Annotated in this window: 21 protein-coding genes; 5 read left to right on the top strand and 16 right to left on the bottom strand. The window is 68.1% G+C overall.

All coding sequences use genetic code 11. The annotated features are described in order from the left end of the window. Window position 1: 1 nt before the first annotated feature. Together HMPREF1224_RS38965 and HMPREF1224_RS38960 are read right to left on the bottom strand one after the other, a co-directional pair. A complete protein-coding gene (locus HMPREF1224_RS38965) occupies window positions 2-895 on the bottom strand; it encodes a bile acid:sodium symporter family protein (RefSeq protein ID WP_003163430.1) in 894 nt (297 codons plus the stop codon). A 158-nt stretch (window positions 896-1,053) separates the two neighbouring features. Continuing rightward, window positions 1,054-1,815: an SDR family oxidoreductase gene (locus HMPREF1224_RS38960; RefSeq protein ID WP_003087566.1), complete on the bottom strand. Its 762-nt coding sequence runs from the start codon at window positions 1,813-1,815 to the stop codon at window positions 1,054-1,056. Window positions 1,816-2,065: 250 nt separating this feature from the next. Between HMPREF1224_RS38960 and HMPREF1224_RS38955 the strand changes: the two genes are divergently transcribed. Together HMPREF1224_RS38955 and HMPREF1224_RS38950 are read left to right on the top strand one after the other, a co-directional pair. Beyond that, window positions 2,066-3,070, top strand: coding sequence for an NADP-dependent oxidoreductase (locus HMPREF1224_RS38955; RefSeq protein WP_010794011.1), 1,005 nt, complete (start codon window positions 2,066-2,068; stop codon window positions 3,068-3,070). Window positions 3,071-3,212: 142 nt separating this feature from the next. Next, window positions 3,213-4,934, top strand: a complete 1,722-nt coding sequence (locus HMPREF1224_RS38950; RefSeq protein ID WP_003097828.1) for a SulP family inorganic anion transporter — start codon at window positions 3,213-3,215, stop codon at window positions 4,932-4,934. Here HMPREF1224_RS38950 and HMPREF1224_RS38945 read toward each other — a convergent pair. After that, the gene (locus tag HMPREF1224_RS38945; protein ID WP_003114601.1) at window positions 4,915-6,873 is read right to left on the bottom strand and encodes a methyl-accepting chemotaxis protein; all 1,959 of its coding nucleotides are present in this window, start codon (window positions 6,871-6,873) and stop codon (window positions 4,915-4,917) included. The genes HMPREF1224_RS38950 and HMPREF1224_RS38945 overlap by 20 nt on opposite strands. Before the next feature lie 201 nt (window positions 6,874-7,074). Between HMPREF1224_RS38945 and HMPREF1224_RS38940 the strand changes: the two genes are divergently transcribed. Then, entirely contained in the window at window positions 7,075-7,482 is a 408-nt protein-coding gene (locus HMPREF1224_RS38940) for a DUF5086 domain-containing protein (RefSeq protein WP_003117744.1), read from the top strand. Between the two features lie 6 nt (window positions 7,483-7,488). Here HMPREF1224_RS38940 and HMPREF1224_RS38935 read toward each other — a convergent pair whose 3' ends face one another. Next, a complete protein-coding gene (locus tag HMPREF1224_RS38935) occupies window positions 7,489-8,097 on the bottom strand; it encodes a flavin reductase family protein (protein ID WP_003097831.1) in 609 nt (202 codons plus the stop codon). Window positions 8,098-8,234: 137 nt separating this feature from the next. Between HMPREF1224_RS38935 and HMPREF1224_RS38930 the strand changes: the two genes are divergently transcribed. Further along, window positions 8,235-8,582 (top strand): GFA family protein, encoded by a 348-nt coding sequence (locus tag HMPREF1224_RS38930; RefSeq protein WP_003087550.1) that lies wholly within the window; start codon window positions 8,235-8,237, stop codon window positions 8,580-8,582. On the opposite strand, the gene mnmH is transcribed toward HMPREF1224_RS38930, so the two are convergent. From mnmH to HMPREF1224_RS38915, 3 genes are all read right to left on the bottom strand, one after another. Continuing rightward, window positions 8,561-9,670: a tRNA 2-selenouridine(34) synthase MnmH gene (mnmH, locus tag HMPREF1224_RS38925; RefSeq protein WP_003087548.1), complete on the bottom strand. Its 1,110-nt coding sequence runs from the start codon at window positions 9,668-9,670 to the stop codon at window positions 8,561-8,563. The genes HMPREF1224_RS38930 and mnmH overlap by 22 nt on opposite strands. After that, entirely contained in the window at window positions 9,670-10,704 is a 1,035-nt protein-coding gene (gene selD, locus HMPREF1224_RS38920; RefSeq protein WP_003087546.1) for a selenide, water dikinase SelD, read from the bottom strand. The genes mnmH and selD overlap by 1 nt, the downstream gene beginning before the upstream one ends. Before the next feature lie 83 nt (window positions 10,705-10,787). Beyond that, on the bottom strand, window positions 10,788-11,066 hold the full coding sequence (locus HMPREF1224_RS38915) for a hypothetical protein (RefSeq protein ID WP_003097836.1): 279 nt from the start codon (window positions 11,064-11,066) through the stop codon (window positions 10,788-10,790). 114 nt (window positions 11,067-11,180) lie between these two features. Here HMPREF1224_RS38915 and HMPREF1224_RS38910 point away from each other — a divergent pair, with 114 nt between their 5' ends. Continuing rightward, on the top strand, window positions 11,181-12,218 hold the full coding sequence (locus HMPREF1224_RS38910) for a patatin-like phospholipase family protein (RefSeq protein WP_003087542.1): 1,038 nt from the start codon (window positions 11,181-11,183) through the stop codon (window positions 12,216-12,218). 3 nt (window positions 12,219-12,221) lie between these two features. Here the strand turns inward: HMPREF1224_RS38910 and HMPREF1224_RS38905 are convergent, their stop codons facing one another. The 9 genes from HMPREF1224_RS38905 to HMPREF1224_RS38865 form a co-directional block, all read right to left on the bottom strand. Then, on the bottom strand, window positions 12,222-12,827 hold the full coding sequence (locus HMPREF1224_RS38905) for a DUF4893 domain-containing protein (protein WP_003097837.1): 606 nt from the start codon (window positions 12,825-12,827) through the stop codon (window positions 12,222-12,224). 110 nt (window positions 12,828-12,937) lie between these two features. Continuing rightward, window positions 12,938-13,846, bottom strand: a complete 909-nt coding sequence (gene glsB / locus HMPREF1224_RS38900; RefSeq protein WP_003087537.1) for a glutaminase B — start codon at window positions 13,844-13,846, stop codon at window positions 12,938-12,940. Between the two features lie 121 nt (window positions 13,847-13,967). Continuing rightward, complete coding sequence (locus tag HMPREF1224_RS38895; RefSeq protein ID WP_003114598.1) at window positions 13,968-14,660, bottom strand: response regulator; 693 nt, start codon at window positions 14,658-14,660, stop codon at window positions 13,968-13,970. 100 nt (window positions 14,661-14,760) lie between these two features. After that, entirely contained in the window at window positions 14,761-17,418 is a 2,658-nt protein-coding gene (locus HMPREF1224_RS38890; RefSeq protein ID WP_010794010.1) for a sensor histidine kinase, read from the bottom strand. Between the two features lie 107 nt (window positions 17,419-17,525). Further along, window positions 17,526-18,077: a potassium-transporting ATPase subunit KdpC gene (gene kdpC, locus HMPREF1224_RS38885; RefSeq protein WP_003120424.1), complete on the bottom strand. Its 552-nt coding sequence runs from the start codon at window positions 18,075-18,077 to the stop codon at window positions 17,526-17,528. A 53-nt stretch (window positions 18,078-18,130) separates the two neighbouring features. After that, window positions 18,131-20,203 (bottom strand): potassium-transporting ATPase subunit KdpB, encoded by a 2,073-nt coding sequence (gene kdpB, locus HMPREF1224_RS38880; protein WP_010794009.1) that lies wholly within the window; start codon window positions 20,201-20,203, stop codon window positions 18,131-18,133. An 11-nt stretch (window positions 20,204-20,214) separates the two neighbouring features. After that, window positions 20,215-21,909 carry a potassium-transporting ATPase subunit KdpA gene (gene kdpA, locus HMPREF1224_RS38875; protein WP_003097846.1) on the bottom strand — a complete coding sequence of 565 codons (1,695 nt, stop codon included), beginning with the start codon at window positions 21,907-21,909 and terminating at the stop codon, window positions 20,215-20,217. 10 nt (window positions 21,910-21,919) lie between these two features. After that, window positions 21,920-22,009 (bottom strand): K(+)-transporting ATPase subunit F, encoded by a 90-nt coding sequence (locus HMPREF1224_RS38870; RefSeq protein ID WP_003097848.1) that lies wholly within the window; start codon window positions 22,007-22,009, stop codon window positions 21,920-21,922. 187 nt (window positions 22,010-22,196) lie between these two features. Then, on the bottom strand, window positions 22,197-23,351 hold the full coding sequence (locus HMPREF1224_RS38865) for an acyl-CoA dehydrogenase family protein (RefSeq protein ID WP_003097850.1): 1,155 nt from the start codon (window positions 23,349-23,351) through the stop codon (window positions 22,197-22,199). Window positions 23,352-23,354 lie beyond the last annotated feature (3 nt).

Raw genomic sequence — 23,354 nt, 5'->3', positions numbered from 1 at the left:
CTCAGTCCGGCGCCGTCACGGGCGCCGGCGCGGCCTGGTGGCCACGACTGACCCACCAGCCGAAGGCCGCCGCGGTGAAGAACATCAGCACTCCGTAGATCGCCGGCGGAATCGCCATGGTGCTGTTGTTCAGCAGGCTCGGACTCAGCGCCAGGGCGATCGCCAGGGTGCCGTTGTGGATGCCGATCTCCATGCCGATGGCCACCGCCTGGGCCTTCGGCAGGCGCAGCAGGCGCGGCACCCAGTAGCCCACCGCCAGGCTCAGCAGGTTGAAGGCCAGCGCGGCCAGCCCGACCACCGGCGCGTAGGTGACGAAGGTCTGCCAGTCCTTGGCTAGCGCCAGCAGGATGATCACCAGCAACAGCAGCGCGGAAAGGATCTTCACCGGCTTCTGCAGGCGATCCGCCACGGCCGGCAGGCGGTTGCGCAGCAGCATGCCGATGGCCACCGGGCCGAGGACGATGACGAAGACCTGCACGACCTTGCCGAACTGCAGGGGAATCGCCTGCCCGTCGCCCATGAAGTATTGCAGCGACAGATTGACGATCAGCGGCATGGTGAGGATGGCGATCACCGAGTTCACCGCGGTCAGGGTGATGTTCAGTGCCACGTCGCCATGCGCCAGGTGGCTGTAGAGGTTGGCGGTGGTGCCGCCGGGCGAGGCCGCCAGCAACATCATGCCGACCGCCAGGGCCGCCTCCAGGGCGAAGCCCTGGACGATCAGGAAACAGGCCAGGGGCAGCAGGACGATCTGGCACACCAGGCCGACCAGCACCGGCTTCGGGTAGCGCACCACGCGGAGGAAGTCGGCCGGGGTCAGGGACAGTCCGAGACCGAGCATGATGATGCCCAGGGCGATGGGGAGGAACAGGGTCAGGATGGGATCGGCGGTCATTATTGTTATTGCTCCGATGCGATGGAGACGGGCTCAGGCCCCGGATTCTCGACCCAGGTTAGTCCCCCGGCAGTGGCCTGGCGCGCCAAACCGCGCGCCGACCTGTAACAGAATGCGAATGCCCCGCGCCGGGGCATCCCGGTTGTATCGCCGCCCGCTCAGATCGCCGTCGCCCCGCCGTCCACCGGCAAGGCGATACCGGTGGTGAAGCCTGCGTTGTCGCTGCACAGATAGAGCACCGCGGCGGCGATTTCCTCGACCCGCCCGACCCGACCCAGCGGATGCATCGCGGCGGCGAACTCGGCCTTGCGCGGGTCGGCCTCGTAGGCGCGGCGGAACATGTCGGTGTCGATCACCGCCGGACACACGGCGTTGACGCGGATGCCCTTCTTCGCGTACTCGATCGCCGCCGATTTGGTCAGGCCGATCACCGCGTGCTTGGAAGCAGCGTAGATGCTCATCTTCGGCGCCGCGCCGAGCCCGGCGACCGAGGCGGTGTTGACGATCGCGCCACCGCCCTGGGCCAGCATCAGCGGGATCTGGTGCTTCATGCACAACCAGACGCCCTTCACGTTGACAGCCATGATGGCGTCGAACTCGGCTTCGTTGCCGTCGGCCAGCTTGCCCTGCTCGATCTCGATACCGGCGTTGTTGAAGGCATAGTCGAGACGGCCGTAGGCCGCTGCGCAACCCTCTACCAGCGCCTTGACCTCGGCGTCGCGGGTGACGTCGCAGCGAATGAAGAGGGCTTCGCCTCCCGCCTGGCGGATCGCCTCGACCGTGCCCTCGCCGCCGGCGCTGTCCAGGTCGGCGACCACCACCTTGACCCCGGCGGCGGCGAAGGCCAGCGCGGTAGCGCGGCCGATGCCCGCCGCACCGCCAGTGACCAGTGCGACCTGGCCGGAAAGAAGTTTGCTCATCTGCTGCTCCTCGGAAAATCGCCTTCCGCCAACCGCGACGGAACCGGGCCGCGCCAGTCTAGCCAGGGCCGGCGCAAGGCATAGCACTATCAGGGGACTGGAGGATGGGCCATCCAGCCCGCTGATAAGACTGATGGCGGCGAATCATCGGCATAGATGACCGGTCATTTCCGCACTCGCCTTCGCTTGCCGCCGGCGCCGGCGCCAGCTATCCCTAGGGGCCTGTTTCCCGACATTCGAGTGCCCTGCCATGACCTCCCAGATCAATCGGCAATACCAGTTGGCCCAGCGTCCCAGCGGGCTGCCCGGCCGCGACACCTTCAGTTTCGTCGAAACCCCGCTCGGCGAACCGGCCGAGGGCCAGATCCTGGTGAAGAACGAGTACCTGTCGCTGGACCCGGCGATGCGCGGCTGGATGAACGACGCCCGCTCCTACATCCCGCCGGTGGGGATCGGCGAGGTGATGCGTGCGCTCGGCGTCGGCAAGGTGCTGGTTTCGAAGCACCCCGGCTTCCAGGCCGGCGATTACGTCAACGGCGCCCTCGGCGTGCAGGACTATTTCATCGGCGAGCCCAAGGGTTTCTACAAGGTCGACCCGTCCCGCGCGCCGCTGCCACGCTATCTCTCGGCGCTGGGCATGACCGGCATGACCGCCTACTTCGCGTTGCTCGACGTCGGCCAGCCGAAGAACGGCGAGACCGTGGTGATCTCCGGCGCCGCCGGTGCGGTGGGCAGCGTTGCCGGGCAGATCGCCAGGCTCAAGGGCTGCCGGGTGGTGGGCATCGCCGGCGGCGCCGAGAAATGTCGCTTCCTGGTCGAAGAACTGGGCTTCGACGGCACCATCGACTACAAGAACGAAGACCTCGCCGCCGGACTCAAGCGCGAATGCCCGAAGGGTATCGATGTGTTCTTCGACAACGTCGGCGGCGAAATCCTCGACACAGTGCTCACCCGCATCGCCTTCAAGGCACGCATCGTCCTCTGCGGGGCGATCAGCCAGTACAACAACAAGGAAGCGGTGCGCGGCCCGGCCAACTACCTGTCGCTGCTGGTCAATCGGGCGCGCATGGAAGGCATGGTGGTGATGGACTATGCCCAGCGCTTCCCAGAAGGCCTGAAGGAGATGGCCACCTGGCTGGCGGAAGGCAAGCTGCAATCGCGCGAGGACATCGTCGAAGGCCTGGAGACCTTTCCCGAAACGCTGCTCAAGCTGTTCAGCGGGGAAAACTTCGGCAAGTTGGTGTTGAAGGTCTGAGGTCCGCCGCCGGCGCGAAGAAGCGGCGGATAGCGCCTCGCCTCGAAGAGCGTGTGCACTGAAGAAATAATGATTCCCGGCAATCCTGCCGCCTGTCCTTCGGGCTAAGCTGCGGCATCCGCGCCTGCAAGGAATCAGCCGCATGCCACTCGCCCGCTGGGTACCCGGACTCGATAGCCTGCTCCACTACCGCCGCGCCTGGTTCCGTCCGGATGTCCAGGCCGGGCTGTCGGTAGCGGCAATCCAGATCCCCACCGCCATCGCTTACGCCCAGATCGCCGGCTTCCCGCCCCAGGTAGGCCTCTATGCGTGCATCCTGCCGATGCTGATCTACGCCCTGATCGGCAGCTCGCGGCAGTTGATGGTAGGCCCCGACGCGGCGACCGCGGCGATGGTCGCCGCCGCCATCACCCCGCTGGCGGCGGGCGATCCGCAGCGCCTGGTGGACCTGTCGATGATCGTCGCGATCATGGTCGGGCTGTTCTCCATCGTCGCCGGCCTGGCCCGCGCCGGGTTCATCGCCAGCTTCCTCTCGCGACCGATCCTGGTCGGCTACCTCAACGGCATCGGCCTGAGCCTGCTGGTCGGGCAACTGGGCAAGCTGTTCGGCTACGAGGCGGCGACCAGCGGCTTCGTCGCCGGCATCCTCGCGCTGCTGGAGAACCTGCTGCACATCCATTGGCCGACGCTGATCCTCGGCAGCCTCTCGCTCTTGCTGATGGTGCTGCTGCCGCGGCGCTTCCCGCAGTTGCCCGGGGCGCTCTGCGGCGTCCTCCTGGCCAGCCTCGCCGCGGCGCTGCTGGGCCTGGATCGCTACGGCGTGGAACTGCTTGGCGAGGTACCGGCCGGGCTGCCGCAACTGAGCTGGCCGCAGACCAGCCTGGAGGAACTGAAAAGCCTGCTGCGCGACGCCACCGGCATCACGGTGGTCAGCTTCTGCAGCGCCATGCTCACCGCGCGCAGCTTCGCCGCCCGTCACGGCTACAGCATCAACCCCAACCACGAATTCGTCGCCCTCGGCCTGGCCAACATCGGCGCCGGGGTCTCCCAGGGCTTCGCCATCAGCGGCGCCGACTCACGCACCGCGGTGAACGACATGGTCGGCGGCAAGACCCAACTGGTCGGCGTGGTCGCCGCGCTGGTGATCGCCGCCACCCTGTTGCTGCTGAACAAGCCCCTGGGCTGGGTGCCGATGCCGGCGCTCGGTGCGGTCCTGTTGCTGGCCGGCTGGGGCCTGATCGACGTGCAGGCGCTGAAGGGCTTCTGGAAGCTCAGCCGCTTCGAGTTCAGCCTCTGCCTGCTGACCACCGTCGGCGTGCTCAGCGTCGGCGTGCTGCCGGGAATCTTCGTCGCCGTCAGCATCGCCGTACTGCGCCTGCTCTACTACACCTATCGCCCGAGCGACGCGGTGCTCGGCTGGATGCACGGCATCGACGGCCAGGTCGAGCTGGCCAAGTACCCGCAGGCCACCACTCTTCCCGGCCTGGTGATCTACCGCTTCGACGCCCCCCTGCTGTTCTTCAACGCCGACTACTTCAAGCAGCGGGTGCTTGCCGTGGTGGACGGCAGCGAGCGGCCGAATGCGGTGCTGCTCAACGCCGAAGCCATGACCAACCTCGACATCAGCGGCCTGGCCACCCTCCACGAGGTGCAACAGATCCTCAAGGCCCAGGGCGTGCACCTGTCGCTGGCGCGGGTGACCGGGCAGACGCTGGACCTGCTGCAACGCTCGAGCATGCTCGGCGAGATCAAGCCGCCGCTGGTGTTCAGCTCGGTGCGCTCCGGGGTCAGTGCCTATCGCTACTGGCTGCGCCAGCAGGAAAGACTCGCCGCCCAGGCCGCGGCTACAAGCGGAAATGCCTGACCATGCCCTGTAGTTCGCGGCCCAGCTCCGCCAGTTGTTCGCTGGACGAAGCCGTCGACTGCATGGCTTGGGCCGACTGATCGGCCACCTCGCGGATCGCCGTGACACTGCGGTTGATCTCCTCGGCGACCGCGCTCTGCTGCTCGGAGGCCGCGGCGATCTGCTGGTTCATCTGCTGGATCAGCGCCACCGCCGTGGCGATGTTGCCCAGCGCCGCCTCGGTCTGCAACGCGTCGTCGACGCTCTGGTCCACCAACTGGTGGCTGCGCTGCATACGCTGCACCGCCTGCTGCGTGCCATTCTGCAAGGCACCGATCAGGGTCTCGATCTCGGCCGTGGACTGTTGGGTGCGCCGCGCCAGCGCCCGCACCTCGTCGGCGACCACGGCGAAGCCTCGACCCTGGTCGCCGGCCCGCGCCGCCTCGATGGCGGCGTTCAGCGCCAGCAGGTTGGTCTGCTCGGCCACGCTCTTGATCACGTCCAGCACGCTGCCGATGCGCTGGCTGTCGGCGCTCAGCGCCTCGACGCTGGCGGTGGCCGCGCGCACCGCCTCGGCCAGTCGCTCGATCCGCTCCAGGGTCTGGCGTACCACCTCCTGGCCGACGCTGACCTTGCCGTCGGCGCTTTCCGCCGCCCCCGCGGCTTCCTCGGCGTTGTGCGCCACTTCATGGACGGTGGCGGCCATCTGGTTCATCGCCGTGGCCACCTGTTCGGTTTCCGCCCGCTGGCTGTCGATTCCCAGGCGGGTGCGCGTGGTAACGCCGGACAGCGCCTCGGAAGCGCCGGCAATCCGCCCGACGCCGTCCTGCAACTGGCTGACGATACCGCGCAGGCTGCCGGTCATGGCGCGCATCGCGGCCATCAGTTGGCCAACCTCGTCGCGCCGCTCGCTGTCGACCCGTACCGCAAGGTCGCCTTCGGCGATCCGCTGCGCCACACCCATCGCCTGGCGCAGCGGACGGACGATCAGCAGGCTGATGCCGAAGGCCGCGCCCAGGCCCACCAGCAGCGCCAGCACGGCGGCGCCGACGATCAGCAGGGAGTTTGTCCGCAGGCTGTGGAGCATGGCCTGCTGCTGCGCCTCCCAGCTACGGTCAACACGCGCCATCACCTGCCCGGCGCGCTCGCCCATGGCGGCGTACATCTGCCGCTCCTGGAGCTGACTGGCGCGGTACTCGGCGAGCTTGTCGGCGAAACCGCGGATATTGGTCAGCACGTCCTTGACCACCGACACGTAGGCATCGTCGGTGATCGCCTGCTCCAGCCGGGCTGCCAGCTCCAGCGCCTCGCGCAGCGATTTCGGCGGCCCCTCCTGCGCATCCGCGGCGCGCGCTTCGAGACGCGAGCGGGCCTCGTCCAGCCCCTGAAGGACCAGGCGATTGACCTGGGCGACCTGGGCCGCCTGCTGCAACAGCGGCTCGCCGTCGTGCCCCTGGCTCTCCTTCAGCGCATAGGCGCCATCCTCGGCCAGGCTGGACTGGAGGATATCGAGGCTGTTGGCGGCGCCGTTCAGCGACCAGCTGGCGCTTTCCCAAGCCAATTGGCGTCCCTGGATGGACTGCTCGAAGCGGCCGAACGCTTCTAGGTATGCCGCCAGCACCTGCTCCACCTCGGCCATGCCAAGCGCCTGATCGGCGTCGCCGTCGGCCTTGAGCCGGCCCACCCGTTCAAGGGTCGCGGCCAGGCGCTGGCGCAAGCGCTCGGCGTCGCTCTTTTCCCCGTGCAGGGCAAAGTCCTTCTCGGCCTGGCGAACCTCCAGCACGTCGCGATTGATCGCGCTCATCTCCTGCAGGCGCGCGAAGCGCTGCCCCAGCGCATGCAGCGAGAGCACCGCGAGCGCGGCCACCAGCGCGGTCAATAGCAGGACCAGGGTAAAACCGATGGCCAGTTTCTTCGCCGTGCCGAGATCGGCCAGACGCCTGCGCAGCAACCCCAGCATGACTCCCCTCCCCCGTGACGCGCCGTCTGCGTGCGCATTTCCCGCTGTGTCGCGCGTTTTTCGCCGAACCTGAGCGGCCGGGCAAGGTAGTGGCACGATAATGGCCAGGAGAGATATGCGCAGGTCGTTTCCAGGATATCCGGGCTGACGTCGGTCGAGCGCGGAGCCATACTGGGCGCCCCATGGAAAAAGGAGCTTGCCATGCGTCCCGTATTGCCGCTGTTGCTGTCGCTGAGTCTGTGCGCCCCCACCCTGGCCGACTGGAGCGGCCCGATCGAGCAGCCGCTCTGGTCGTTGCCGGCGGCGCCGGGCCTGTCGCGCTGGCTGATCGTGCACAACCTGTCGAGCGCGGCGGCCGACGGCCTGTACCACGTCGAGGTCCTGGAGCGCCGCCAGGGCCAGCAGCCCTGGCAGTTCCAGCGCCTGGCCGCGCACCTGGCGCTGACCGAACAGGCGCTGCGCGCGAGTATCGTGGCGCCGCTGAAGCGCGGCGGGGTGTATCCGGAAAGCTACCAGTTCGCCTATCGCCAGTGGCAGGAACGCCAGGCCGCGGGCCAGGCGCCGGTGTGCCGGCGCACGGTCGACGAGTGCCTGCGGGCGCCGGACTGAGCCCGGCTACCTGGGCCGGATCATGCTGAACGTGTCGCGGGTATGGCTGTAGTGGCTGCCGCCCAGGCGACCGACCAGGTCGAGCCGGGCGCTATCCACATGGCGCTCGTCGGCCAGCACGGCATCGTCGACATGGGCCAGCAGCACGCGGGCGAAGATCAGGTGGCAATTGGGGTTCTCCGCCGGATACGGCTTGATCTCCGCCACCTCGCACTCGAAGGCCACCGCCGCCGCGGCGATCCGCGGCGGCGCCACGCGTACGCTGGACACGGTAGGGATGCCGACCGTCTCGATCTCGCTCACGCCATGGGGCAGCCAGGCGGAGGTGGCGTTCATGGTCTCGGCCTGGGCGGCGCCGACCAGGTGGATCACCAACTGCCCGGTGGCCTGGACGTTGCGCAGGGTGTCCTTGAGGCTGCCGTCGTCGCGCAGGCTGACGTTGACCATCAGGGTCGGCGGCTCGTCGCTGATCACCTGGAAGAAGCTGAACGGGGCCAGGTTGCTGGCGCCCTCGGCGGACAGGGTCGAGACCCAGGCAATCGGTCGCGGGGTGACGGTGGAAGCCAACCAGCGATAGGCCTCGGCGGGAGCGATGGTGGTGAAGTCCAGTTGCATGGCGGTCTCGCGGAAATCGACGGAGGGGACGCCGATTATGCCGCAGCCCCGCAGCTCTCGCGACCGTCTGCGCCGCAGCCCTGCGCCACCTGGAGGCAGCGGCTAGACTTGCCCTACCCTCACCCAGGAGCCCTGCCATGAACTATCGAGGAAGCTGCCACTGCGGAACCATCGCCTACGAAGTCGAAGGCGACCTCGACCAGGTGATCCAGTGCAACTGTTCACTGTGCAGCCGGCGCGGCTGGCTGCTGTGGTTCGTCCCGCGCGACCGTCTGGCGCTGAAGACGCCGGCCAGCGCGATGCACACCTACACCTTCAACACCCACCGCCTGCAGCATCACTTCTGCCCCACCTGCGGCTGCGCGCCGTTCAGCGAAGGCATAGGCCCGGACGGCCAGGCGATGGCCGCGGTCAACGCGCGCTGCCTGGAGGACATCGACGCCAGCGCGCTCCCGGTACAGCACTACGATGGCCGCAACGCCTGACGCTGGCGCAGGTAGCCGATCACCTCGGCCTGGTTGCCGCGGAACTCGACGCGGTCTTCCTTGCTCTGCCGCTGGAAGGCGTACATCGGGTCGTAGTACTCCTTGAGCAGCCCCTCGATCCAGCCGCGATGGGTATCCACCGAGCCGTCGCGGCCCTGCTCTTCCAGCGCCTGCACGAGGATCGCCGCCAGCCGCTGGTAGCGCTCGCCGCCGAGGCGCTTGACGATGCCGGCGAGGCTCTTCTGCAGGTAGGCGGAGAAGGCGGCGAAGCCCTCCTCCACGCCCACCACGCGCTCGAACTCGCTGCGCAGATCGATCACGTAGTCCCTGAGGATACGCTCGACACGCTGCTCGAAGGCATCCTCCAGCCAGACCAGCGGGTAGCCCTGCATACCCTGGTACAGCTCCAGCGGCAAGGAGCAGCTGCCGACGATCCGCCCCTCGTCCTCGAGGACGAACTGGCCGACGCCACGATGACGCTTCTTCAGGATGTCGATGGCCAGGCGGTTCTCGAAGTCTATCTGCGCCGGCTGCGGCGTGGCTCGCCGGCCAAAGCTGGAGCCGCGATGGTTGGCGTGGCCTTCGAGATCGAGGCTGTTGTCCAGCGCCGCGATCACCTCGGTCTTGCCGCAACCGGTGAGGCCGCCGACCAGCACGAAATCGCACTCGTCGACCGCCGCGCGGGTGGTTTCGAAAAGGAAGTTGCGCAACGCCTTGTAGCCGCCGATCACCCGTGGGTAGTCGATGCCGGCGTCCTGCTTCAGCCACTGCTGGACGATCTGCGAGCGCAGGCCGCCGCGGAAGCAATACAGGTAGCCGTTCGGGTTGGCTTCGGCGAAGGCTTTCCAGGCCGCCAGCCGTTCGGCCTTGAGCGCCCCGCAGACCAGTTCGTGGCCAAGGGCGATGGCGGCCTGCTGGCCGTGCTGCTTGTAGCTGGTGCCGACCTTCTGCCGCTCGATGTCGTTCATCAGCGGCCGGTTGACAGTGTTGGGAAAGGCGCCCTTGTGGTACTCCACCGGGGCGCGCACATCCATCAGGGGGATATCGTCGAGAAACAGTTCGCGGTAGTGCTGGGTGTTGTCGCGCATTACAGCACCTGTACCGCGAGACTCTGTCGCTCGACCAGCTCGCCGATCGGCGCCAGTTGCAGGCCGAGTTCCGCCGCCACGGCGAGGAACTCCGCCTCGCCTTCCGGAGCCACCGCCACCAGCAGGCCGCCGCTGGTCTGCGGATCGCAAAGCAACAGCTTCTGCACTTCCGGCAGTGGCGCGATGCGCTCGCCATAGCTGTCGAAGTTGCGCAGTGTGCCGCCAGGCACGCAGCCCTGCTCCAGGTAATATTCGGCACTGGCCAGGCGCGGTACCGCGGCGTACTCCACGCGTGCGGTGAGCTTGCTGCCGTCGGCCATTTCCACCAGGTGGCCGAGCAGGCCGAAACCGGTGACGTCGGTCATCGCCTTGACCCCCGCCAACCGGCCGAAGCGCGCGCCGGGCCTGTTCAGGGTGCACATCCAGTCACGCGCCACGCCGACGTCCTCGGCGCGCAGCCTGGCCTTCTTCTCGGCAGTGGTGAGGATGCCGATGCCCAGCGGCTTGGTCAGGTACAGCCTGCAGCCGGCCTCGGCGGTGTCGTTGCGTTTCATGAAGCGCTTCTCCACCACGCCGGTCACGGCCAGGCCGAAGATCGGCTCGGGGGCGTCGATGGAGTGTCCGCCGGCCAGCGGGATGCCGGCTTCCTCGCAGACCTTGCGGCCGCCGGCGATCACCTCGCGGGCGACTTCCGCGGCCAGCACGTTGACCGGCCAGCCGAGGATGGCGATGGCCATCAGCGGGTCGCCGCCCATGGCGTAGATATCGCTGATGGCGTTGGTCGCGGCGATACGGCCGAAATCGAAGGGGTCGTCGACGATCGGCATGAAGAAATCGGTGGTGGAGACCACCCCGCGCTCCTCGTCGAGGGCGTAGACAGCCGCGTCGTCGCGCGAGGCGTTGCCGACCCAGAGCTTCGGATCGAGGTTCTGCGCGCCGCTGCCGGCGAGGATCACCTCCAGTACCTTGGGCGAAATCTTGCAGCCGCAGCCGGCGCCGTGGCTGTACTGGGTCAGGCGGATCGCCTCGCTCATCGGTGTACTCCCGTGGATGTCGGAAAAGTGCCCATTCTAGCAAAGCCGGCGCCGCCGCCAGAGGACCGATCGCCGCGCCCGGCTCAGCGCCCGGCGCGCGACTCGCGGATATAGAAGCGCGCCTTCTCGGCCTTGCTGGTGCAGCCCTCGTAGGCCTCGAACTGCTGCTGGGTCTTGGCCCCGGTGAGCAGGGTCAGGGCCTTCGAGTAGCTGACGGTGCCGGCGAAGCCTTCGGCCTTGGCCAGGTCGAGTTCCTTCCAGGCCGCGTCCAGCTGGTCGGCGCAGTTCTCCCGGTAGGCGGTCTTGCCGGCGCAGCCGGCCAGGGTCAGGGCAAGGACGGGCAGAACGATCCAGGTTTTCATCGAACGATCTCCGGACAGGGAAAGGGCCGCGCATCGCCGCGACGCACTTGGCGGCGGCCGGGCGACACGCGTATCGTTTTCGCTTCGTCACGCAGTATTGGCAAGGGGTTGCAGATGAGCAAACAGGTCGCCCTGGTATTGGGCTCCGGCGGTGCGCGCGGCTACGCGCACATCGGCGTGATCGAGGAACTCGAGGCACGCGGCTATGAGATCACCTGCATCGCCGGTTGTTCCATGGGCTCGGTGATCGGCGGCATCTACGCCGCCGGCAAGCTGCGCGAGTACCGCGAGTGGGTGGAAAGCCTGGATTACCTCGACGTGCTGCGCCTGCTCGACGTCAGCTTCCGCCTCGGCGCGATCCGCGGCGAGCGGGTGTTCGGCAAGATCCACGAGATCCTCGGCGAGGTAAACATCGAGGACCTGTCGATTCCCTACACGGCGGTTGCCACCGACCTCACCAACCAGCAGGAAATCTGGTTCCAGGAAGGCTGCCTGCACCAGGCCATGCGCGCCTCGGCGGCAATCCCCAGCCTGTTCACACCGGTCATGCAGGGCAGCCGCATGCTGGTCGACGGCGGCCTGCTCAACCCGTTGCCGATCGTGCCGGTGGTGTCGGCCCACAGCGACCTGATCATCGCGGTCAATCTCAACGCCACCAACCAGAAGCAGTACCACCTGCCGGTGATCGAGCGTCCGGCCGCGCTCAAGGGGCGCTTCGACAGCATGATCGAGAGCCTCGGTCACAAACTCTCGTTCTTCCGCCGCCACGGCGACGACAATACCCCGCCGGAGCTGAGCGCCGACGCCCTGCTCCATCCGGTTCCGGCGGAATCCGAGGAGCCCGCCGAGCCGCAACTGCAACAGCCGGCCGCGGCGCCGCAAGGCAAGGACTCGCCGAAGTCGGCCAGCGGCACCACGGTGGTGGAAAGCAGCGGTCCGGCATCGCTGCTGGAACTGGTCAACCAGAGCTTCGAGGTGATGCAGACCTCGCTGGCGCAGTACAAGATCGCCGGCTACCCGCCGGACATCCTGATCAACGTGCCGAAGCGGGTCTGCCGCTTCTTCGAGTTCTACAAGGCGCCGGAATTGATCGCCCTCGGCCGGCAGATCGCCAGCGACACCCTGGACCGCTACGAGGAAGACAACGCCTGAGCCTCAGCGGCTGAACTCGAGGACCTCGTAGCCGCCGCGCCGTTCCGGGAACAGCAGGAGGAAGCCACCGGCGTGCGGGCGCAGCAGCGCGACCACGTCGGACTCAGCCGGCGCGCCGTGGGCCAGGCCACTGAAGGCCACCTGGGGCTCGTCGTTGACCGTGGCGCCGCCGAGGAACACGTAGCGCTGCGTGCCTTCGCGGAACAGGTAGCCGCTGACCCGCTGCGAACCGCTGGTCTTCTCCAGGAACAGGCCGCGGTCGGTACGCCGGATGCGGCACTGGAAGTTCGGATAGCGATAGATGCCGTACTGGTCGGCCTGGGTCGAGCGGCACTTCCAGTCGCCCAGCAGGCCTTTCTCGTCGACGGCGACGACGGGCTGCGCCAGGCTGAGTTCCAGTTGCTCCAGTTCCGGCAGGAATTCCTCGAAGGCACTGTCGTAGTAGCGCTTGTTGATGGCCTCGGCGTCCTGCTCGACGGCCAGCACGCTGCGCTGCTGCTGTTCGCTGGTGTAGCCACGCCAGTCCGGTTCGGCGGCGCCGGCATGCGCGCAGGCGGCGAGAACGGTGAGGCAGGCGAAGACACGGGAAACGGGGATCGGACGGGACATGGCGACCTTCCTGGCGAGTGGACCGGCGCATCCGGCGCCGGCAAGCGGTAGCCGCAGAACATAGCGCAGCGGCGCCGGGAATTCGAGCGCCGCCACGACGGGCGGCGGTTTCAGAAGATCGACCAGCCGATCCGCTCGCTGAGTTTCTCCAGCGCGGCGATACCCGCCAGCGAATTGCCCGCGGCGTTCAGTTCCGGCGACCAGACACAGACCGTGAAGCGCCCCGGCACTACCGCGATGATGCCGCCGCCGACACCGCTCTTGCCCGGCAGGCCGACCCGATAGGCAAAGTTGCCGGCCTCGTCGTAGAGCCCGCTGGTGGCCATGATCGCGTTGACCTGCTTGGTCTGCCGCTCGTTGAGTACCTGCTCGCCGCTGTGCTTGCAGAAGCCCTTGTCGGCGAGGAAGCAGAACGCCCGCGCCAGGTCGACGCAGCTCATGCGCAGCGCGCAATGATGGAAATAGCTGAGCAGCACCGCCTCGACGTCGTTGTGGAAGTTACCGAACGATTTCATCAGGTAGGCCGCCGCCGCGTTGCGCGAGCGGTGCTGGTACTCCGAGCGCGCCACCACCGAGTCCGACACCACTTCCGGGTTGCCGCACAGGCGCCGGACGAAATCGCGCATCGATTGCGCCGGCGCGGCGAAACGCGACTGGTTGATGTCGCAGATCACCAGGGCGCCGGCATTGATGAACGGGTTGCGCGGCTTGCCGCGCTCGAACTCCAGCTGCACCAGGGAGTTGAAAGGCTGGCCGGAGGGCTCGTGGCCGAGGCGTTGCCAGATGTCCTCGCCGGAATGCTGGATCGCCTGGACCAGGCTGAACACCTTGGAAATGCTCTGGATGGAAAACGGCCGCAGGGCGTCGCCGGCATGGAACAGCTCGCCGTCGCGGCTGTACACGGCGATCCCCAGCTGGTTCGGCTCGACGCCGGCGAGCGCGGGGATGTAGTCGGCGACCTTGCCGCGCCCGATCAGCGGGCGGACTTCATCGAGAATCTCGTTCAACAGTTGCTGCATGATGACCTTCGTGGTGACACCGGGGCACCGACCCGGGCGCATCCGGGCCAGCGCGAATGCGCGGCATCATAGGCGATGAACGCACGGGAGGCATGCCCCTCGCGCAGAATTGCGCTGCGCGTCAGCTGTCGCGCAGGCGATAACCGACACCCGCCTCGGTCACCAGGAAGCGCGGGCTGGCCGGATCGTCGCCGAGCTTCTGGCGCAGGTGGCCGACCACGACCCGCAGGTAATGGGTGTCTTCGACATGGGTCGGACCCCAGATATCCTTGAGCAGTTGCTGCTGGGTCACTACCCGTCCGAGATGGCGTGCCAGCGCGGCGAGCACTGCATACTCCTTGCGCGTCAGCGCCACTTCCGCACCCTCCAGGGTGACTCGGCGATAGGCGAAGTCCACCTGCAACGGGCCGACCGCCACCGACGCCTCCGGGCTTTCGCCCTGCGCCGCCTGGCGCAGCAGGACGCGCACGCGGGCGAGGAACTCCTGGATGCCGAACGGCTTGGTCACGTAGTCGTTGGCGCCGCCGTCCAGGGCCAGTACCTTCTCGCCCTCGCTGGCGCGCACCGACAGCACCAGCACCGGCACCTGCGACCATTCGCGCAGGTCGCGAAGGATGTCCTGGCCGTCGCGGTCCGGCAGGCCGAGGTCGAGCACCACCAGGTCCGGTCGGTTCAGCGCGGCCTGGGCCAGCCCCTCTTCGCCGGTGCCGGCCTCGAGCACCCGGTAGCCCTGGGCATTGAGACTGATACGGAGGAACTTGCGGATCTGCGGTTCGTCGTCGATCAGCAGGATGCTGTTCTGCAATTGGGTCATGGCACTCGGCACGGCAGGTGAACACGGCGACAGGCCAGCGGCGGCGTCGCGGAAACGGCAGGAATAGCGCGAGCGCAGGCGCCAGGCAAGTGCGCCGGGCTCATTCGTCGCCCTCCAGTTGCCCGAGGTCCGGCTGCGGATGCAGCGGCAGGTGCAGGACCAGCGTGGTGCCGCGACCGTCGAGGCCTTCGCCGACGCTGATGCGCCCGCCGTGGGCGCCGATCATGCCCTGGCAGATCGCCAGGCCCAGGCCGGTGCCCTGGCCACCGCGGTCGCCACGGGCAGCGGTGTAGAACATGTCGAAGATCTTCTCCCGCTCGGCCTCGGGAATCCCCGGCCCCTCGTCGCTCACCGCGAAACGCAGCTCGGCGGCATCCTGGTTGACCTCGATGCGCAACCGGCCGTGGTTCGGCGAGAAGCGCGCGGCATTTTCCAGCACGTTGATCAGCGCCTGCTCGATCAGCGCCGCATGCACGTAGAGCAACGGCAGGTCGTTGGCCACGATCGCCTGCACCCGGTACGGCGCCAGCACCGCGCGCAGGCGGTTCAGCGCGCTGCCGACGATGTCGCCCGGCGCCACCCAGTCGCGCGCCAGCTTCAGGCCACCGTGGCCGAGACGGGTCATGTCGAGCAGGTTCTGGATATAGCGGTCCAGTCGCTCGGCCTCGTCGCGGGTGCTTTCCAGCAGTTCGCGACGATCCGCCGGCGGGATCGCCTCGCCCAGCGCCAGCAGGCTGTCGATGGAGCCGCGCATGGCCGTCAGCGGCGTGCGCAGGTCGTGGGAGACCGAGGCGAGCAAGGCGCTGCGCAGTTGCTCGGTTTCGCCGTGCAGGCGCGCGGCCTCCAGGTCCTCGGCCAGGCGAGCCCGCGCCAGGGCCTGGGCCAGGGGCTGGCCGAGGGCGGCGAGCAGGCGCCGGCGCTGCGGGCTCAGCGGCTGGCCGTCAAGCGGCGCGACACCGAGCAGTGCCAGCGGTCCCTCTTCCGCCGACAGCGGCCACCACCACCAGCGTCCTCCGGGCAGCGTGCCAGTACCGAGGCCGGCCGGCTGGTCGTGGGCCCAGGCCCAGTCCGCGGCGACCCGTTCCTGGTCGGCGAGTTGCCGCTGCACGCCGGCCTCGGTCTTCCACTCGCCATTGACCTGACCGAGCAGGCAGACCTCGACGTCCTTCCAGTCGTCGAACTGCTGGGCGGCGGCGGCCAGCACCGCCTGGCGGTCGGTGGCGGCGGTGAGCTTGCGCGACAGCTCCAGCAGCAGGCTGGTTTCCTCCTGGGTATCGCGCAGCGCCTCCAGCTGGCGCCGCTGGCGTGCCGCCAGGTTGCCGGTGAGGCCGGCCATGAATAGGAAGAACGCCAGGCTCAGCAGGTCTTCGTGGCGATGGATGGCGAAGGAAAAATGCGGCGGGATGAACAGGAAGTCATAGGCCAGGAACGACGCCACCGCGCACAGCAGTGCCGGCATCAGGCTGCTGCGCACTGCCACCAGCAGCACCGCCATCAGGAACACCAGGGAGATGTTCGGCAGCTCCAGCAGGTGCGCCACGATCCAGGCCAGGCCGCTGGCCAGGGCGGTCGCCAGCAGCGCCAGCAGATAGTCGTTCCACACCACCGGATAGCGTGGCCGCGGTTCCGCCGGGCGCAGGTCGGCCTCGCTGTCCAGGGCACTGATCTCCAGGCCCTGGCCGTCGCGCAGCAGACGCCCGGCGAGACCACCGCCGAAGGCCCGGCGGTACCAGCGGCGCCGCGACTGGCCAACCAGGACCAGGCTGGCGCGGCGCTCGCGGGCATGTTGCAGGAGGGTCCGCGCCACCTCGCCGGCGCGCAGCACGACGATCTCGCCGCCGAGCCGCTCGGCCAGTTGCTGCGCACCCTGCAGGCGCATCCGCGCCTGCTCGCCGCGCAAGCCGCCGGTATCGACGTGTACCACGCTCCAGGGCAGGTGCCGACGTTCGGCGACCCGGCAGGCGTGGCGCACCAGGCGTTCGGCCTGTTCGTCACCGTCGATGCCCACCAGCAGCCGCCCGCGCAACGCCGGCGCTTCCTCGCCGCGCTGGCGGTAGCGGTGGTTGAGGTCGGCGTCGACCCGCGCGGCGGCGGTCTGCATCGCCAGTTCACGCAGCGCGGTGAGGTTGGTCTGCGAGAAGAACGCATCGATCGCCGCCCGCGCCTGTTCCGGCACGTAGACCTTGCCCTCGCGCAGGCGCTCCAGCAGCTCGCGCGGCGGCAGGTCGATGAGGACGATCTCGTAGGCCTCCTGCAACACCCAGTCCGGCACCGTCTCGCGGACCTGCACGCCGGTGATGTCGCGGACCTGGTCGTTGAGGCTCTCCAGGTGCTGGACGTTGACCGTTGTGTAGACGTCGATTCCCGCCGCCAGCAACTCCTGGATGTCCTGCCAGCGCTTGGCGTGGCGGCTGCCGGGAACGTTGCTGTGGGCCAGTTCGTCGACCAGGGCCAGCGCCGGCGGGTCGGCGAGGAGACCGTCGAGGTCCATTTCCTGCAGTTTCATCCCTCGATACTCGAGGCTGCGCAGCGGCTGCTGCGGCACGCCTGCGAGGAGGGACTCGGTTTCCGCCCGCGAGTGGGTCTCGACCACCCCGGCGCGCAGTTTCACGCCCTGGCGCAACTGGGCCTGGGCGGCCTGCAGCATGGCGAAGGTCTTGCCCACCCCCGGCGCCGCGCCGAGAAAGACTTTCAGGCGGCCGCGCCCGTCAGCGGGCAGGTCGGCCAGCAGCGCGTCGGCGCGTGCGGTGTCGGTCATGGATCGGTCGTACTCCGTTGCTCTGCGCCGCGCAGGGCGGACGATCGCCGGCGATCATCCGCCGATGCGGCGATATTGCAAGCCCTTGCGTGGGTCTCTGGGGAAACCTAGCGCTTCAACCCCGCCAGCGCCATGTTCAGCGCCAGCACGTTGACCACCGCCGGCCCCACCAGCGGCCGCTCGGTGTGGCTTTCCACCAGGTCTTCCACCAGCCGCAGCGGCAGCCCGCGCGCCGTGGCCACCCGCAGCGCCTGGTAACGCGCGGCCTGCGGCGGCAGCTGCGGATCGAGTCCGCTACCGGAGGTAGTCACCAGCGCCAGCGGCACCGGCCCCTGGTCGGCGATACGCTCCTGGGCGGCGTCCCTGGCGATGCGCTCGGCCAGTGCTGGGTTGCTCGGCGCCAGGTTGCTCGCGGCACTGGAAACGGTGGCGTAGTCGCCCGCCGAAGGCCGCGAATGGAACCACTCCTCGCCGTCGAACTTCTGCGCGATCAGCCGCGAGCCGAGCACCTTGCCCTCGGCGTCGCGCAGCAGGCTGCCATTGGCCTGCTCGGGGAACGCCAGTTGGGCGATACCGGTGACCAGCAGCGGATAGGCCACGCCGGTGACCATGCTCAGCACCAGCAGTGACGCCAGTGCCGGACGGAGTTGCTTGAACATGTGCAGATCCTCTCTTCAGTCCCAGGCCCTCGCCCGACGGCGAGGGCCGTTGTTCATGCCAGGCCGACGGCGGTCAGCAGCAGGTCGATCGCCTTGATCCCGAGGAACGGCGCCACCAGGCCGCCGACGCCATAGATCAGCAGGTTGCGCTGCAGCAGTTGCGAAGCGTCCGCCGCCTGCACCCGCACGCCGCGCAAGGCCAGTGGGATCAACGCGACGATGATCAGCGCGTTGAACACGATGGCCGACAGGATCGCGCTCTGCGGGCTTTGCAGGCGCATCACGTTGAGCACGTCGAGCTGCGGGTAGATGCCGACGAACAGCGCCGGCAGGATGGCGAAGTACTTGGCCACGTCGTTGGCGATGGAGAAGGTGGTCAGCGCGCCGCGGGTGACCAGCAACTCCTTGCCCACCTGGACCACGTCGAGCAGCTTGGTCGGATCGCTGTCCAGGTCGACCAGGTTGGCCGCCTCGCGGGCGGCCTGGGTGCCGTCGTTCATGGCCATGCCGACGTCGGCCTGAGCCAGCGCCGGGGCGTCGTTGGCACCGTCGCCGCACATCGCCACCAGGCGACCTTCGCCCTGCTCCTGACGAATCCGCGCCAGTTTCTTCTCCGGGGTAGCCTCGGCGATCACGTCGTCGACCCCAGCCTCGGCGGCGATGGCAGCGGCGGTCAGCGGGTTGTCGCCGGTCACCATCACAGTGCGGATGCCCAGCCGGCGCAGTTCGGCGAAGCGCTCGCGAATGCCCGGCTTGACCACGTCCTTCAGGTGAATGGCGCCGAGCAGCCGGCCGTTGGCTACCACCAGCAGCGGGGTGCCGCCGCTCTGGGCGATCTTGTCCACCTCCCGCGAAAGCACCTCGGGCATCTTCTCCCGCGGCAGGTCGATGAAGCGCAGCGCCGCATCCACCGCCCCCTTGCGGTACACCTGGCCGTTCCAGTCGACCCCGGACAAGCGGGTTTCCGCGCTGAAGGCGATCGGCGTCAGCTCCTCGCGGCGCGGCTCCTCGATCGGATGCAGGATGCGCAGGTATTCGACGATCGACTTGCCTTCCGGGGTGTCGTCGGCCAGCGAGGCCAGCAACGCGCCCTCGGCCAGTTCCTTGCCGCTCACCCCCGGCGCGGCGTACAGCGCGCTGCAGCGGCGGTTGCCGAAGGTGATGGTGCCGGTCTTGTCGAGCAGCAGCACGTGGACGTCGCCGGCCGCCTCCACCGCGCGACCGGACTTGGCGATCACGTTCAGGCGCACCAGGCGGTCCATGCCGGCGATGCCGATGGCCGAGAGCAGGCCGCCGATGGTGGTCGGGATCAGCGTCACCAGCAGCGCCACCAGGAACACCAGCGGCAGGTTGCCGCCGGCGAACAGGGCGAACGGCTTGAGGGTCACCACCACCAGCAGGAAGATCAGGGTCAGGCCGATCAGCAGGATGTCCAGCGCCACTTCGTTGGGGGTCTTCTGCCGCTTGGCGCCTTCCACCAGGGCGATCATCCGGTCCAGGGTCGACTCGCCCGGGTTGGCGCCGATCCGTACCAGCAGCCAGTCGGACACCACCTGGGTGTTGCCGGTCACCGCCGAGCGATCGCCGCCGGACTCGCGGATCACCGGCGCCGATTCGCCGGTGATGGCGGCCTCGTTGACCGCCGCCACGCCTTCGATGACTTCGCCGTCGCCGGGAATCATCTCGCCGGCCTGGACCCGTACCACATCGCCCTTGCGCAGGCTGCTGGCAACGACGCTCTCGAAACTGCCGTCGGCGCGCCGCTTATTGGCGGAGAGGCCCTGGCTGCCGGCCTTGAGACTGTCCGCGCGGGCCTTGCCACGTCCCTCGGCGAGCGCTTCCGCGAAATTGGCGAAGAGCACGGTGAACCACAGCCAGAGGGCGATCTGCAGCGCCACCGAGGTCGGCACCGCCTGGTCGGAGACGAAGCACAGCAAGGTGGTGAGCACGGCGGTCAGTTCGACCACCAGCATCACCGGCGAGCGCAGCAACTGGCGCGGGTCGAGCTTGACGAAGGCTTGCAGCAGCGCCGGCCGCCACAAGGCGGCGAGGCTGGTGGACGCGTTGTGGCGACGTTCGAGCGATTTGTGCAAGGCGTTCTTGGACGCCTGGGTCTGAGCGTTCATGTACGATTCCTTCAGAAGCCGAGGCTCAGTTGTTCAGCGATCGGGCCGAGGGCCAGGGTCGGCAGGAAAGTCAGGCCGCCGACCAGCAGGATGGTCACGGTGAGCAGGCTGACGAACAGCGGACCATGGGTCGGGAAACTGTTCGGCCCCACCGGGCTGGCCTTCTTCGCCGCCAGGCTGCCGGCGATGGCGAGGATCGGCAGGATGTAGCCGAAGCGGCCGATGAGCATGGCCAGGCCGATCATCAGGTTGTGGAACGGCGTGTTGGCACCGAAACCGGCAAACGCAGAGCCGTTGTTGGCGCTCCCCGAGGTGTAGGCGTAGAGCAGTTGGCTGAAGCCGTGCGGGCCGGGATTGGTCACCGCCGAGGCCGGCCCCGGCAGGCTGGCGGCGATGGCGCCGAGCACCAGCACGCCGACAGGCATCACCAGCAGGGTGAAGACCAGCAGGCGGACCTCCTTCGCCTCGAGTTTCTTGCCCAGGTACTCCGGCGTCCGCCCGACCATCAGGCCGGCGAGGAACACCGCGATCAGGACGAACAGCAGCATGCCGTAGAGGCCGGCGCCGACGCCGCCGAAGATCACCTCGCCGAGCATCATGTTCAGCAGCGGCAGCATGCCACCCAGGGGGCTCAGGCTGTCGTGCATGGCGTTCACCGAGCCGTTCGAGGCGGCGGTGGTGGTGATCGCCCAGAGCATGCTGGCGGCGGTGCCGAAGCGACTCTCCTTGCCCTCCATCGGCGCGCCCTGCTCGATCGGCAACTGCGCCAGCGCCGGGTTCGGCTGGTATTCGGCCCACAGCGACAGGCCCAGGCCGAGGCAGAACAGCAGCAGCATGCAACCGAGGATCGCGCGGCTCTGGCGCAGGTCCTTCACGTAATGGCCGAAGGTGAATACCAGCGCCGCCGGGATCAGGATGATCGAGGCCACTTCGAACAGGTTGCTCCAGGCGCTCGGGTTCTCGAACGGATGGGTCGAGTTGACGCCGAAGAAGCCGCCGCCATTGGTGCCCAGCTGCTTGATGGCGATCTGGCTGGCCGCCGGGCCGAGCGGGATGGTCTGCTCGGCGCCTTGCAAGGTGGTGGCATGGACATAGTCGAAGAAGGTCTGCGGCACGCCCTGCCAGACCAGCAGCAACGCCAGCAGCAGGCACAGCGGCAGCAGCACGTAGAGGGTGCCGCGGGTCAGGTCGACCCAGAAGTTGCCCAGCTGTCGTGTGGAGCGGCGGCTGATGCCGCGCGCCAGGGCCACCAGCACGCAGAGGCCGACCGCCGCGCTGACGAAGTTCTGCACCGTGAGGCCGACCATCTGGCTGAAGTAGCTCAGCGAGGCCTCGCCGCTGTAGGCCTGCCAGTTGGTGTTGGTGACGAAACTGACCGCGGTGTTGAACGCCAGTGTCCATTCCAGGCCCGGCAGGTGCTGCGGGTTCAGCGGCAGGCTGCCCTGCAGCATGAGGATCGAGAACAGCAGGACCAGGCCGGCCAGGTTGAATGCCAGCAGCGCCAGGGTGTAGGTCTTCCAGTCCTGCTCGCTCGCCGGATCGACGCCGAACAGGCGATAGCAGACGCGCTCCAGTGGCGCCAGCGGCGCACTGAGGAGATTGCGTTGGCCTTCCATCACCTTGAAACAGTAGCGCCCGAGGAACGGTGCAGGCACCAGGACCAGGGCGAAAAAGGCCAGGATCAAGAGAATCTCGTGGCTGTTCATGTGCCCTCCCCTAGGCACGGTCGGCGCGTAGCAGCGCCACCAGCAAATAGACGAACAATCCCGTGGCCAGGGCCAGGGACAACCAATCCAGAACGGTCATGTGTGCGATCTCTCCTTCGAGCGGCCTCTGCCGCTTGAGGGAAAGTCTCCGCAAAGGGGGCGTAAAGAAGCGATTCAGGGCCGCGTCGGACGGCATAAAGAAAGCGTAAAGAGTGGCGCGGACAGCGCCTGGGAGAGCAACCGGCCGGGGACTGCGCCACGGCCGGTGACAAGGCGAAGGATCGACGCTAGCCCTGGGCGGCGCGGATCATGTTGCGGGCGATCAGCAGTTGCTGGATCTGCGTGGTGCCCTCGTAGATGCGGAACAGCCGCACGTCGCGATAGAAGCGCTCGATCCCGTAGTCGCCGATATAGCCGGCGCCGCCGAATATCTGCACCGCGCGGTCGGCGACGCGGCCGCACATTTCCGAGGCGAACAGCTTGGCGCAGGACGCCTCGGTACCGACATCGCGGCCTTCGTCGCGCTGCCGCGCGGCGTCGATGACCATGCAGCGCGCCGCGTAGGCTTCGGCCTTGCTGTCGGCAAGCATCGCCTGGATCAACTGGAACTCGGCGATCGGCTGGCCGAACTGCTTGCGTTCCAGGGCATAGCGCAACGCATCCTCGAGCATCCGCTCGGCGACCCCCACGCAGACCGCGGCGATGTGCAGGCGGCCCTTGTCGAGCACCTTCATCGCGGTCTTGAAGCCGACGCCCTCGACCCCGCCGATCAACTGACTGGCAGGCACCCGGCAGTCGTCGAAGATCACGTCACAGGTATGCGCGCCCTTCTGTCCCATCTTGCGATCCGGCTTGCCCAGGGACAGCCCGGGCGTACCGCGCTCGACGACGAAAGCGGAGATTCCGCCGGCGCCACGGATCGCCGGGTCGGTGCGCGCCATCACGGTGTAGATGCCGGCCTGCGGGGCGTTGGTGATGAAGCGCTTGGTACCGTTGAGCACGTAGTGCTCGCCGTCACGCACCGCCGTGGTCTTCAGCGAGGCGGCGTCGGAACCGGAGTCCGGTTCGGTGAGGCAGAACGAACTGAGCAGTTCGCCCGACGCCAGGCGCGGCAGGTAGCGCCGCTTCTGTTCTTCGGTGCCGTCGATGACGATGCCCTGGGAGCCGATGCCGTTGTTGGTGCCCAGCAGCGAACGGAACGCCGGCGAGGTCCGCCCCAGCTCGAAGGCGATGCTCACCTCTTCCTCCATGGTCACCCCGAGGCCGCCGTAGGCCTCCGGGATCGACAGGCCGAACAGGCCCATCTCGCGCATGCGGGCGATGATCGCCTCGGGGATGCGGTCGGTTTCCGCCACTTCCTGCTCATGAGGCACCAGGCTTTCGCGGACGAACTGGCGGATGCTGTCCAGCAGCAGGTTCAGGGTTTCCGGATCACGAATCATGCT

The sequence above is a fragment of the Pseudomonas sp. P179 genome (genome assembly GCF_000478485.2).
In the GTDB taxonomy this organism is placed as follows: Bacteria; Pseudomonadota; Gammaproteobacteria; order Pseudomonadales; family Pseudomonadaceae; genus Pseudomonas; species Pseudomonas aeruginosa.
This window is presented reverse-complemented; position numbering and strand designations above follow the sequence as displayed.